This is a genomic window from Vibrio sp. McD22-P3 (assembly GCF_021568915.1).
Taxonomy (GTDB): domain Bacteria; phylum Pseudomonadota; class Gammaproteobacteria; order Enterobacterales; family Vibrionaceae; genus Vibrio; species Vibrio mediterranei.
Genome location: NZ_JAKGTN010000009.1, coordinates 21,254 through 34,298, shown reverse-complemented (window position 1 = coordinate 34,298; position 13,045 = coordinate 21,254). Strand labels below are relative to the sequence as shown.

11 protein-coding genes and 1 other annotated feature are annotated in these 13,045 nt (G+C 45.5%); of the genes, 7 read left to right on the top strand and 4 right to left on the bottom strand.

What is annotated here, in order from left to right; genetic code table 11:
• Positions 1-11: 11 nt before the first annotated feature.
• Positions 12-485 (bottom strand): hypothetical protein, encoded by a 474-nt coding sequence (locus L2W36_RS12040; protein ID WP_038223952.1) that lies wholly within the window; start codon positions 483-485, stop codon positions 12-14.
• A 277-nt stretch (positions 486-762) separates the two neighbouring features.
• Positions 763-878, top strand: a sequence feature (Thr leader region).
• Between the two features lie 29 nt (positions 879-907).
• Between L2W36_RS12040 and thrA the strand changes: the two genes are divergently transcribed.
• The 5 genes from thrA (at position 908) to L2W36_RS12015 (ending at position 7,625) form a co-directional block, all read left to right on the top strand.
• Complete coding sequence (gene thrA / locus L2W36_RS12035) at positions 908-3,367, top strand: bifunctional aspartate kinase/homoserine dehydrogenase I (RefSeq protein WP_038223951.1); 2,460 nt, start codon at positions 908-910, stop codon at positions 3,365-3,367.
• A 1-nt stretch (position 3,368) separates the two neighbouring features.
• On the top strand, positions 3,369-4,331 hold the full coding sequence (gene thrB / locus L2W36_RS12030) for a homoserine kinase (RefSeq protein ID WP_124940226.1): 963 nt from the start codon (positions 3,369-3,371) through the stop codon (positions 4,329-4,331).
• Positions 4,328-5,608 carry a threonine synthase gene (gene thrC / locus L2W36_RS12025; RefSeq protein WP_236110151.1) on the top strand — a complete coding sequence of 427 codons (1,281 nt, stop codon included), beginning with the start codon at positions 4,328-4,330 and terminating at the stop codon, positions 5,606-5,608. Before thrB ends, thrC begins: the two co-directional genes overlap by 4 nt.
• A gap of 139 nt (positions 5,609-5,747) precedes the next feature.
• Positions 5,748-6,545 carry an arylamine N-acetyltransferase family protein gene (locus L2W36_RS12020; protein WP_236110150.1) on the top strand — a complete coding sequence of 266 codons (798 nt, stop codon included), beginning with the start codon at positions 5,748-5,750 and terminating at the stop codon, positions 6,543-6,545.
• 87 nt (positions 6,546-6,632) lie between these two features.
• Positions 6,633-7,625: a Gfo/Idh/MocA family protein gene (locus tag L2W36_RS12015; RefSeq protein WP_236110149.1), complete on the top strand. Its 993-nt coding sequence runs from the start codon at positions 6,633-6,635 to the stop codon at positions 7,623-7,625.
• Between the two features lie 75 nt (positions 7,626-7,700).
• Here L2W36_RS12015 and L2W36_RS12010 read toward each other — a convergent pair whose 3' ends face one another.
• Entirely contained in the window at positions 7,701-9,185 is a 1,485-nt protein-coding gene (locus L2W36_RS12010) for a carbon starvation CstA family protein (protein WP_006072910.1), read from the bottom strand.
• A 276-nt stretch (positions 9,186-9,461) separates the two neighbouring features.
• Between L2W36_RS12010 and L2W36_RS12005 the strand changes: the two genes are divergently transcribed.
• Positions 9,462-9,803: a DUF2799 domain-containing protein gene (locus L2W36_RS12005; RefSeq protein WP_031493145.1), complete on the top strand. Its 342-nt coding sequence runs from the start codon at positions 9,462-9,464 to the stop codon at positions 9,801-9,803.
• Between the two features lie 40 nt (positions 9,804-9,843).
• On the opposite strand, the gene murQ is transcribed toward L2W36_RS12005, so the two are convergent.
• Together murQ and L2W36_RS11995 are read right to left on the bottom strand one after the other, a co-directional pair.
• A complete protein-coding gene (gene murQ / locus L2W36_RS12000) occupies positions 9,844-10,776 on the bottom strand; it encodes an N-acetylmuramic acid 6-phosphate etherase (protein ID WP_236110148.1) in 933 nt (310 codons plus the stop codon).
• Positions 10,777-10,784: 8 nt separating this feature from the next.
• The gene (locus L2W36_RS11995; RefSeq protein WP_236110204.1) at positions 10,785-11,903 is read right to left on the bottom strand and encodes an anhydro-N-acetylmuramic acid kinase; all 1,119 of its coding nucleotides are present in this window, start codon (positions 11,901-11,903) and stop codon (positions 10,785-10,787) included.
• Between the two features lie 102 nt (positions 11,904-12,005).
• Here L2W36_RS11995 and nagZ point away from each other — a divergent pair, with 102 nt between their 5' ends.
• Entirely contained in the window at positions 12,006-12,989 is a 984-nt protein-coding gene (gene nagZ / locus L2W36_RS11990) for a beta-N-acetylhexosaminidase (RefSeq protein ID WP_088876192.1), read from the top strand.
• The last annotated feature ends 56 nt before the right edge of the window (positions 12,990-13,045 follow it).

Here is a 13,045-nt window from a genome sequence, read left to right as displayed (position 1 = left end):
TTGATGCTCAGTTAAAAACGGAAGCCTAGACCCACTTCAACGCCTTGTTGTATCTTCTCAAAATCGAAGGTGGCGTGAACGTCTAGGTTTTCGGTTAATCTCATCCTACTTGATATTTCCGCAGCCATTGCGCCTTGCCTTTCGTTATTCTCTTCATATTGGTAGCCACGAAGTGTACTTTTTACCGAGATACGGTCAGAAACATTGTAGCTAACACCACTCAAAAATCCTTGGTCTATCGACTCGTGAGAATTATTCAATCGAGCCCCAATGTAAACATCTAATGAGTCAAAGATTGAATAGGAATAGCCACTATCAATATTCCAAGTATCAAAAGAATCACTGCTACCCAGCTTAGTGCCTGAAGAAAGAAAGAAGTTATGAGGGGAGGCGTCATGCTGCGAAGGCAGCGTAGGTAAGTCTACCGCGAGGGACATTCCTGAGAACAATAGCAAGGGTAAAGCGTAAAAAGACACTGCTTTCATAGCACCACTCCTTGGTTATTGTTTTTATAGTTTATTGACTTCTAATTAAAGCACATAAACTAAGCAAAAAGTTGTAAATCTATATAGCAATTGGTTATTAATAAAGATCCTAACTGAATAAGTTATCTGCAATTATCAATTTCTATGCGTTTAAGAAAAAAACGCCGCTAAAGCAATAAAAGTACATTTTTTAATTGACTCAGCTACAACAAATAGGTTAAACGTATGGGTAAGCACATAAGAGATTTTTAAGAAGACCCTATGTTTAGTTGCCAGCACGTAGTAATGACCACCACGATTATTATTACCGACATTACCAATGTTGGGGCGGGCTGGTAGACGGAAGAAATTCAAAAACAAGGCCTGTATCCCCAAGATACGGGCCTTTTTTTTACCTGTTTTGAGTATTTCGGGAGGAAAGGATGCGAGTACTAAAATTTGGAGGTTCATCATTAGCTGATGCAGACCGCTTTTTAAGAGCAGCGGACATCATCGCTAATAATGCCCAGCAAGAAGATTTGGCAGTGGTGCTATCGGCACCGGGTAAAACGACAAACAAACTTGTCGCCGTTATTGAAACTGCCCTAAAAAACAATGAAGTTGAGTTGCAGATTTCAGAGCTTGAAACATCATTCAACGAACTATTTTCTAATATTGCAGCTGTACTCCCGAATATTGAGCGCACAGATTTTGACAACCAAGTCAAAACATCTTTATTCCAATTGCATCAATTTGTCCACGGTATCCGATTACTCGGAACTTGCCCAGATCACGTGAATGCTCGCATTATATCAAAAGGTGAGCGAATCTCGATTCAACTTATGAAAGCTGTACTGCAAGCTAAAGGTCAAGCTGCGGATCTTATTGATCCAGTTAAGTACCTTTTTGCTCAAGGTGATCATTTAGAAGCGATGGTGGATGTGGAAGTATCAACCCAAAACTTCCAAGCTAACCCACTGGCAGAAGGTGTCGTGCACATTATGCCGGGCTTTACTGCTGGCAACGCTAAGGGTGAATTGGTTACGCTTGGTCGTAACGGCTCTGACTATTCTGCTGCGGTATTAGCAGCGTGCTTGCGTGCTGATTGTTGTGAAATTTGGACGGATGTTGATGGGGTTTACAACTGTGACCCTCGCCTGGTTGATGATGCTCGCCTTCTCAAGTCACTGAGCTATCAAGAAGCGATGGAGCTTTCTTATTTTGGCGCTTCGGTTCTTCACCCAAAAACTATTGCACCTATCGCTCAGTTCCATATTCCATGTCTCATCAAGAACTCGTTCAACCCACAAGGGGCTGGTACCTTGATCGGTCAAGATACTGGTGAAGACAATTTACCAATCAAAGGTATCACGACACTGTCTAACCTTATCATGGTGAACGTATCTGGACCTGGTATGAAAGGCATGGTGGGCATGGCGAGTCGCGTTTTTGGCGCTATGTCATCAGCGGGTGTGTCTATCGTTCTTATTACTCAGTCATCTTCAGAATACAGCATCAGTTTCTGTATTGAAGAAGAAGACAAGCTTGATGCAGAGCGAGCATTGCGCGAAGCCTTTGAACTGGAACTTAAAAACGGTTTACTAGAGCCTGTTGAGTTTATGGATGATGTCGCGATAGTGACACTAGTGGGCGATGGTATGCGCACATCTCGCGGTGTCGCTTCTCAGTTCTTCTCATCACTGGCAGAAGTTAACGTCAATATTGTCGCAATCGCACAGGGCTCCTCCGAGCGCGCTATCTCAGCGGTAATCCCAGAAGACAAAATTTCTGAGGCCATCAAAGCGTGTCATGAAAATCTTTTCAATTCTAAGCATTTCCTAGATGTGTTTGTCGTTGGTGTTGGCGGTGTTGGTGGTGAGCTGGTGGATCAAATTCAGCGCCAGCAAGCCAAACTGGCAGAGAAAGGCATCATTATCCGCGTATGTGGTCTAGCAAACAGTAAAGGTGTCTTGCTCGATGGCAAAGGACTTCCTCTCGACCAATGGCGCGATCGTATGGGCGACGTAAGTGAGAAGTTCTCGGTGGCAGGTTTAGCCGCATTGGTTCAGCGTAATCACATTATTAACCCTGTTTTGGTTGATTGTACTTCTAGTGAAGACATTGCCAATCAATATACCGAGTTTTTAGCGGCAGGCTTCCATGTAGTCACGCCAAATAAAAAGGCAAACACTGCGAGCATGTCTTACTATCATCAACTGCGTGATGTCGCTCGTAACTCTCGCCGTAAGCTAATGTATGAGACAACGGTAGGGGCAGGTCTGCCAGTTATTGAGAACCTACAGAACCTGATCGCAGCGGGTGATGAGCTAGAGAAATTCAACGGTATTCTATCTGGTTCGTTATCTTTCATTTTCGGTAAGTTAGATGAAGGGTTAACGCTAAGCCAAGCAACTAATGTCGCAAAAGATAAAGGTTTCACTGAGCCAGATCCACGTGATGATCTATCAGGCATGGACGTAGCACGTAAACTGCTCATCTTAGCTCGCGAAGCGGGGATGGCGCTTGAACTTGAAGATGTCGAAGTTGACCAAGCGTTGCCACCAGGTTTTGATGATTCAGGTTCAGTAGATGAGTTTATGGCCCGTCTGCCTGAAGCGGATGCTTACTTCAGCCAACTGTCAGCGGACGCTGCCAAAGAAGGCAAAGTGCTGCGCTACGTGGGCGAAATCGCAGATGGTAAGTGTCGCGTACGCATTGCTGCCGTGGATGAAAACGACCCTATGTTCAAGATTAAAGATGGTGAAAACGCACTGGCATTTTATAGTCGCTATTATCAGCCAATTCCACTGGTATTACGTGGTTACGGTGCGGGTACAGAAGTGACCGCAGCAGGCGTGTTCTCTGATGTGATGCGTACATTAGGCTGGAAACTAGGAGTGTAAGATGAGTGATAGCGTTGTCGTTTATGCTCCGGCCTCTATTGGTAACGTGAGTGTTGGTTTTGATGTATTGGGTGCGGCAGTCTCTCCTATAGATGGCACTCTACTTGGCGATTGCGTTGAGGTTAAGCTCGGTGATAAGCCTTTTGACCTAGCAACGAAAGGCAGCTTTGTTGATAAGCTGCCCGCTGACCCGCAAGAGAATATTGTTTACGATTGTTGGAAAGTGTACGCCCGTGAATTAGATAAGAAAGGGCTAGCCCTTAAACCTGTGCTTATGACACTTGAGAAGAACATGCCGATTGGTTCTGGCTTAGGATCGAGTGCTTGTTCTATCGTCGCGGCGCTAGACGCTTTGAACCAATTTCATGGCAATCCATTAAATGAGACCGAGTTACTGGCTCTTATGGGAGAGATGGAAGGGCAAATTTCTGGTGGCATCCATTACGACAATGTGGCACCTTGCTATTTAGGCGGTGTGCAACTGATGTTGGAAGAGCTTGGTATTATTAGCCAAGAAGTGCCTTGTTTTGATGATTGGTATTGGGTGATGGCGTATCCAGGCATTAAAGTGTCGACGGCAGAAGCGCGTGAAATTTTACCTTCTCAATATCGTCGTCAAGACATCATTGCTCATGGTCGTCATCTGGCAGGGTTTATCCATGCATGTCATTCTAATCAGCCTGAATTGGCAGCAAAGATGATCAAAGATGTCATTGCCGAACCATACCGTGCTAAGTTGCTACCTGGCTTTAGTCAAGCGCGTGAATACGCGGCAACAGCAGGGGCTTTGGCAACCGGAATTTCAGGCAGTGGCCCAACGCTGTTCAGCATCTGTAAAGAAAAAGATGTGGCAGAGCGAGTGGCTCGCTGGCTAGAAGAAAATTACGTACAAAATAACGAAGGATTCGTGCACGTTTGTCGTTTAGACAAGCAGGGTTCGAAAGTAACAGGAAGTGAGCTATGAAGCTTTACAACATCAAAGAAAATGACGAGCAAGTCTCGTTTGGCCAAGCTGTCCGTCAAGGCTTAGGTCGCAACCAAGGTCTATTTTTCCCATCTGAGCTGCCTAAGTTCGATGACGTAGATGCTTTATTAGCTGAAGATTTTGTGTCGCGCAGCGCAAAGATACTTTCTGCGCTAATTGGCGATGAGTTGCCTGCAGAGAAGGTTAGTGAATTAGTGGACAATGCGTTCCAATTTCCGGCTCCAATCAACCAAGTGAAAGATGGTGTGTACGCACTAGAGCTTTTCCATGGCCCAACGTTGGCATTTAAAGACTTTGGAGGCCGTTTTATGGCTCAGTCTTTAGCCGCGGTTTCTGATGGTGGCAAAATCACTATTTTGACAGCAACATCAGGTGATACTGGTGCGGCAGTCGCTCACGCTTTCTATGGTATGGAAGACATCAATGTCGTGATTCTTTACCCGAAAGGTAAAATCAGTCCACTTCAGGAAAAGCTGTTCTGTACGCTAGGCAAAAACATTCACACAGTGGCCATCGATGGTGACTTTGATGCTTGCCAAGCGCTCGTGAAACAGGCATTTGATGATGCAGCATTGCGTGAAGAAATTGGATTAAATTCAGCAAACTCAATCAACATCAGTCGTTTGATGGCGCAGATTTGTTACTACTTTGAAGCCGCGTCTCAACTTAGCAAAGAGCAGCGCGAAAACCTCGTAGTATCGGTGCCAAGCGGTAACTTCGGTAACCTAACGGCAGGCCTGCTTGCGAAAGCGCTTGGATTGCCTATTAAGCGCTTTATCGCGGCAACCAATGCGAATGATACTGTGCCACGTTACCTAGAAACAGGTGAGTGGGCTCCAAAACCGACAGTGGCAACGACGTCAAATGCGATGGATGTTAGTCAGCCAAACAACTGGCCGCGTATCGAAGAACTCTGCCGCCTTAAAGATTGGGGTTTGGACACGTTAGGCAAAGGGGCGGTCTCTGATGAGCAAAGTGCGGAGTCGGTTCGTGATCTTAATGCACTAGGCTACTTATGTGAACCTCATGGTGCGATTGCTTATCGAGTACTTGAAGAGCAGTTGCAACCGGGTGAAACAGGCTTGTTCTTGTGTACCGCGCATCCTGCTAAGTTTAAAGAAGTTGTCGATGATATCTTAGGTTCTGACATTGAGTTGCCTGGGCCATTGGCTAAACACGCGGCAATGGAGCTGTTATCTGAAGATTTAGCTAATGACTTTGAGGCACTAAAAGCGGTGTTACGCCGAGTCCAATAGGTCTAGATGACACTAATCGCAACGCCTTGAAATTTAAGTGTGGCTGAGTAAGCACATTTAGGTTTCGGGCGTTTTTTTGTATCTGTTGTTTTCAGATTACCTAAAACAATCAACACTGCCACTATTAAAGGAGCTCAGGATGACCCCTGTTCAAATGCGTGATTATTTCGATAAGCTTGGCATTAAGAATGAGCTTAAGCCTACGGTGGCCGATATGATATCACTTCATCGTGCTCAGCATAGGACGTTGCCATTTGAAAACTTTGACGTCTTCGTTGAGCAAGGAATTAAACTTGATATTGATGCGATCTTCGAAAAACTGATACGTCATCAGCGTGGCGGCTATTGTTTTGAAGTCAATGGCTTACTGTTTCGAGTTATGGAGAGCTTAGGTTTTACCGTTAGGCCACTATTAGCCCGAGTACATCTTAGCGGCGAGCCTTCGGGACGAAGCCATCAAGTGACATTGGCTACGATTGATGACCAGCAGTGGATTGTTGATGCAGGGTTCGGTGCGAATACGCCAAGAGCACCTCTGGAGCTGACATTGCATCGCGAGCAGTGTATTGACCACCAATGTTTTCGATTTATCGAAGATGAAAGCTGTGGTTATTTACTTCAAGTGAAACAGCAAGATTGGGTGAGTCTATACAGCTTGGATATGACCTATGTATGTCGTGGCGATATTTTGTATGGCAATCATTTTACCTCGACCAGCCCAGAGACTCACTTTACCAACAGTTTGATTGCAGCAAAGCCAATTGAAGGCGGCATCATTACACTACTCGATAGCACGTTAAAAATCAGAATGGGTAACGAAGAGGCGCAAGAAGTAGAACTGACTAAAGCGGACTTGGCGGAGAACGTTGAACGCCACTTTGGTATTCAACTAGAGGCATCACAGCTTGGTAGTATCATCGCAAAACTTGGATGGTAATAACTGACAATGTTACACCGTATGATACTTGAGTAATCATATGACTTAGGTATGGTTGGCAAAAAACGTAATGGTGAAGGGTAGAGGATGTTGGAGAAAGCTCGCTGGGGTATTGCAGGTTTAGGGAAAATAGCACGTCGGTTTGCCATCGACTTAACTCAACATTCGCAATGTGGCGAATTGGTTGCGGTGGCAGCACGTGATGAAGCTAGGGCCTCGAAGTTTGCCGAAGAGTTTGAGTGCAGCCGCTCGTATGGTTCCTACCAAGCATTAGCGGATGATGCCGACGTAGATGTGGTCTATGTTGCGACATTGCATCCCTATCACCGAGATTTGGTGGAGCTTTTTTTAAGCGCTGGTAAGCATGTGCTGGTAGAAAAACCCGCATTTACCAATGTAAAAGATTGGGATGAAATGACTGCGCTAGCGATACGACATGGTGTCATCTTGGCTGAAGCCATGAAGTCTGTTGTGTTTCCTGCCTACCAAGAGTTAAAACAGTTTATTGTCAGCAACAATATCAAGCTAACCTCAGTACAGGCAGCATTTGGTAATTGGCATGAGTATGATGAGAACTACCAGATCTTCAATGCTCAGCAAGCCGGTGGTGCGACACTGGATGTGGGAGTGTATGCGCTGTGGTTGTACGCGGATTTATGTACATTGTGTGGCGTAACTATTGGTAAGCCCGACGTGGTCTTTTCTCAAGATAACCCTCAAGCAAAGGTGGATGAAACCGCAGAGTTTCATTTTAAATCCAGACTTCAAGGTCAGTTAGCGGCCTCAATAACACGCAATTTAGTGCGTAGTGCTGTCATTCAGGGTGAGGACTTTGAAGCGACTATTGCTGAAAAGTGGTGGAACCCGAAATCAATTCAAGTGGTGTATCGAGGTGAGACCGTATTGATAGCACCGCAAACTATCGGCACTGGCTTTGAACATGAAATTGATCATCTAAGTGGGCTGATTTTGCAAGGTGCTAAGGCCTCATCAATCCTAAAGCATGAAACCAGTCGAGCCGTCATTGAGGTGATGGAGCAAAGCCTGATTGCTGGTGGTTTGGGTTATCTTAGCGAATAATCAGATAACAAATAAAAAGCGCCTTCAATGTGAAGGCGCTTTTTTAGCTCTAAGAGCGGATAACGGGATAATCAGTTAAGCAGTTTCTGCTTTGCCTTGTGGCTTCTCTTCATCTGCAAGGTCTGTTTCACCTTTACCTTTCGACTTCTTAATCACGTAGCCAGTGATAGACAGTGAGGCAACAATACCTAGAATTGTTGACAGCTGCATTGGCAGACCGAAGCCTAGGGTTGCGTTATTCAAGATGAAGGTAATAACAACCGTAGTCATAAAGATGGCCGGAACAGTCGTTACCCAGTGCATCTTGTTGTGACGTAGTAGGTAAGCCGAGGCTGTCCATAACATCATTACTGCAGTTGTTTGGTTAGCGAAACCGAAGTAGCGCCAGATAACACCAAAGTCTACTTGAGTTAAGATGCCACCGATAACGAATAGTGGTAGAGCCATCAGTAGGCGGTTACGTAGTGTTTTCTGTTCCATGTTGAAGTATTCAGCAAGGATTAGACGGCTAGAGCGGAATGCAGTATCACCTGAAGTGATTGGCAGAATAACCACACCTAGGAAAGCAAGCACACCACCAAATACACCCAATAGGCCAAATGAAGCGCTGTACACTACGTTACCTGGACCACCATTTTTAACTGCTTCAGCTAGCGAGTCGATAGAGCCGAAGAAAGACAGAGCAAGAGCACACCAGATAAGGGCGATAACACCTTCACCGATCATTGCACCGTAGAAGACGAAGCGACCATTCTTTTCGTTTTCCATACAGCGCGCCATTAGTGGAGACTGTGTTGCGTGGAAGCCAGAGATAGCGCCGCAAGCAATAGTGATGAATAGAGCTGGCCATAACGGTAAGTCATTTGGGTTCATGTTGGTGAACATATCGCTGACTTCAAAGCCACCCATAACTTGGTGCTCGCTTGATAGTGCTACTGCTGTGATAAGACCAACAGACATGAAGATGAGCAGTGCGCCAAATAGTGGATAGAAGCGACCAATAATTTTGTCGACAGGTACGATTGTCGCGATGATGTAATAAGCGAAGATAACCACAACCATGGTTGTCATGCTCATTGACATGCCCATTTGGTCATTCACTAGGTTAGTGATCATGCCTGCAGGTGCAGAAACGAATACCACACCAACAAGTAGCAACAAGACGATGGCAAAAATGTTCATAAAGTGTTTGGCGCCATTGCCTAAGTAACGACCGGTAATAGTAGGAACAGAAGCACCACCGTTACGTACTGAAAGCATACCTGAGAAGTAATCATGCACTGCACCAGCAAAGATACAACCAATGACAATCCAAAGCATAGCGGCAGGACCGTATAGCGCACCCATGATTGGGCCGAAGATTGGACCAACACCAGCGATATTTAACAATTGAACCAAGTACACTTTCTTGGTCGACATTGGCACGTAGTCAACACCATCAGCTTTAGTGTGAGCTGGTGTTTGACGTTTTGTATTAATACCAAAGACCTTCTCAATGAAAGCCCCGTAGATAAAGTAGCCGCCGATCAAGGCTGCAACACAAGTTAAAAACCACAACATAACTGTTATCCCTAGTTTGTGATGACATTAAATTCTGGTAACCATTATAAAAATGATGAATTGGCTACACATCGGCTTATTCGGTTAGTGGTGGAATAGATGATTAAGTGGTCAATAACCAACTTAAGTGGTTTTATCGAAGAGTAAGTGGTCGTTTTTCCGAGTTAAGTGGCGGTAGAAAAGCGTGAAGCTCATCACTTAGTCAAGGATTGAGTGGTAAAAAACACTTAAAACTGGCATTGTGACGGCAGAGAGAGTTGGATGAAAAGGAATCTCATGAAAGCGTTTTTAGTGGCAGCATCCGCTTTGTTAATATTTGGATGCGCCAAAGGAGTGGATGACCTCGCTAAAGAGGGAAGTTGGGAACAGATTGGCTATCAAGATGGTGTGCGTGGGCAATTGTCTCGCAGTTACTCTGACCTTAATAAACTCGGCGCTGCCGTTCATTCAGAGTACGACTCGGGCTATCAAAGAGGCATTCTAGAGTTTTGTGATGCTGATTTTGCCTATCAAATCGGGTTGTCTGGGCAGTATTACACTGGGGCGTGTGAAGGCTTACCCGATGGACAGCGTTTTAGAATGGAATGGCAACGCGGTTGGAATGACTATTCTCATTAAAAAATGATTTAGGAAGCTAGGGCATGACACCCTAGCTTTTTTATTCACTTTCTTGGTTCTTGCTTATTACCGCTTTTCTTAGGAAACCGTCTTGTTGATGCAACTGCTGATGTGCTTGCTGCTTATCTAATCCAGTTAGAATCATGAGAATCGACAGCTTCACGTCATATTGAGTTTCTTTTAACGTGACTTCTGCCTGTTGTTTGTTGCAATCCGTAGCCTGCATCACAATGCGCGTCGCTCTGGCGACTAACTTTGCATTGGTCGCTTTTACATCCACCATCAGGTTCTCATAGCTTTTACCTAAACGGATCATACTTGCTGTCGTGAGCATGTTGAGAACTAACTTCTGTGCGGTCCCCGATTTCAGTCTAGTGGAACCTGTCAGAGCTTCCGGACCTACCACAGGACTAATAGCTATTTGAGCGATGTTAGCAATATCAGAAGCGGGATTGCATGACAGTGCGACTGTCGTGGCACCCAATTGATTGGCGTATTCTAATGCGCCAACGACGTAAGGCGTGCGCCCACTAGCGGCGATGCCAACAACCACATCTTTTGAAGTCAGTTTATGGTCAATAAGGTCTTGTTCACCAAGAGCTGGGTCATCTTCTGCACCTTCTTTGGCTCGGAACATCGCGTCATTACCGCCAGCGATGATACCGACGACCATATCAGGGTCGGTGCCAAAGGTTGGTGGGCATTCTGATGCATCGAGTACGCCTAATCGGCCGCTGGTGCCAGCACCCAAATACAATAATCGACCACCTTGTTTAAAGGCCTTAGTGATGGCGTCTACCGCCAGCGCAATGTCTGGAATGACCTTTTCTACCGCAAGAGGCACTAGGGCATCTTGTTGATTCATGCGCGCTAGAATCTGTTGCGATGAGAGTAAATCTATATCCATGGTCTCAGGGTTTCTTCCCTCGGAGACAAGTTGAGAAAGCGCATTGAGAAGTGCGTCGTTAGTCATAGTGGTTCCTAGTCAGCTGAATAGAATACGCCTAAAGGGACGGCTTTACTGGCGCCAGTTACTGAGGGCAAATTGCTCGGTATCTTGTTGAGATAGCAATGTGCAAGCCAAGCGAAGGCCATGGATTCCATATAATCTCCACTAATGGCTTCGCTATCGGTTGGTGCCACATTCCAGCCTTTAAGCAGTTCACTCAGGCGTTTCATTATTATTGGGTTATTTGCGCCACCGCCACACACTAAAAGCTTCGGCGTAGTACCGATGGGATAGTTCTCAATGGCATTAGCGATAGTCAGGGCGGTAAATTCGGTCAGAGTTCTGAGCACATCATGCTCGTTTATTGGCGTTGAGATGGCATCAAGGCATTGTTTCAACCATTGTTCATGATAATGCTCGCGTCCGGTACTTTTTGGTGCAGGACGTTTTAGGTAGTTATCTTTGAGCATTTCATCTAACAAATGGATGAGCACATTGCCTTGTGCAGCAAGTTGTGCATCTTTGTCAAAAGGTTGGCAAAAAGCGTGAGAGCACCAATGATCCAAAAGCACATTTCCAGGTCCTGTATCAAAGCCAATAACCTCGCCGTTAGGCTGCAATATGGAAACATTGGAAATGCCACCAATGTTTAAAATCACCTGTGTTGAGTCACTATCGGCAAATAAGTAACGATGGAATGCGGGTACTAAGGGCGCACCCTGTCCGCCGAGTGCCATATCTTTACGCCGAAAGTCTCCGATTGTATCAATACCTGTTAGTGTTGCTAGGAGGTTATTGTCTCCCAACTGAGTGGTAAAGCGTATTGCACCATCTGGTTGGTGAAAGACGGTTTGGCCGTGATTACCGATGGCTGCGATATCGTGCTCCGTATAGGTGGTTTTACTAAGCAAAGAATTGACGGCCTCAGCATAAAGTAGCCCTAGCTGGTGGTCGAGCTCACCGATATGTTTAAGGTTGGTTTCTTGACCATGACAGATAGCAAGCACTTGAGTTTTCAGTGATTCAGGGTAGCTAAGGAAATCGCTGGCGAGTAAGTTAATTTCACGGTCTTTTATCGATACCAGTGCAGTATCGACACCATCCAAACTGGTACCCGACATTATGCCTATGTAAAGCGCTTCCTTAGTCATCATAAACTTACTCCGTTTTTACCTAGCAATATTGTAAATCAAAAATAATCAGAATAATCTCTGGAGACGCCCATTTGATAATAAATTTGCAGAGGAGCAATTATGGGACCGCTATGGCTTGATGTGGAAGGTTATGAACTGAGTGCTGAAGATAAAGAGATTCTTGAGCATCCTACCGTTGGGGGCTTGATTTTGTTTGCGCGTAACTATCATGATTCCGAGCAGCTTATTGAACTGAACCGCCAAATCCGTCAAGCGGCGAAAAAGCCCATTGTTATCGGTGTGGACCAAGAGGGGGGGCGTGTTCAACGTTTTCGAGATGGTTTTACATTATTGCCGCCAGCCGCTCGATACGCGCAATTACGTGATGAAGCGCTCGCGAACCAAGCTGGTTGGCTTATGGCAGCAGAATTGATTGCTCACGATATTGATTTGAGCTTCGCGCCTGTTCTCGACCAAGGACACCAATCTAAAGCCATCGGCAATCGTGCTTTTGGTGATAACTTTCAAACCATCGTCCAGTACAGCACAGCGTTTATGGCCGGCATGAAAGCTGCGGGTATGGCGACTACTGGCAAGCACTTCCCTGGTCACGGAGGAGTAACGGCAGATTCTCATTTCGAAACGCCAATGGACAGTCGAGACACTATCTTTGAAGATGATATGCGAATCTTCAAGGCTCATATCAAAGCGGGTGTGTTGGATGCAATGATGCCAGCTCACGTAGTGTTCCCACATTATGATGACAAGCCTGCCAGTGGTTCGAGCTATTGGTTAAAAGAGGTACTTCGTAATCAGCTAGGCTTTCGAGGCATAGTATTCTCTGATGATCTTTCTATGGAAGGCGCGGCGATCATGGGAGGACCCGCAGAGCGTGCTCAACAAGCGCTGGACGCAGGCTGTGATACGTTGCTCATGTGTAATAATCGTCAATACTCTATCGAGGTACTAGATAACTTACCAATTACTAAGGTGAAGCAGGCTAGTCGGATGTTGAGGAAAAAAGAGTTTAATTTAGAAGACCTTAAGAAGAGTGCTCAATGGAAAGCGGCGAATCACAAAATTCTGTCGTCGTTGGAAGGTTAAGAGTCGCTATTGCTATCCCCTTGTCGGTGCAGGGGGATAGGAATTGAGAAATGCCT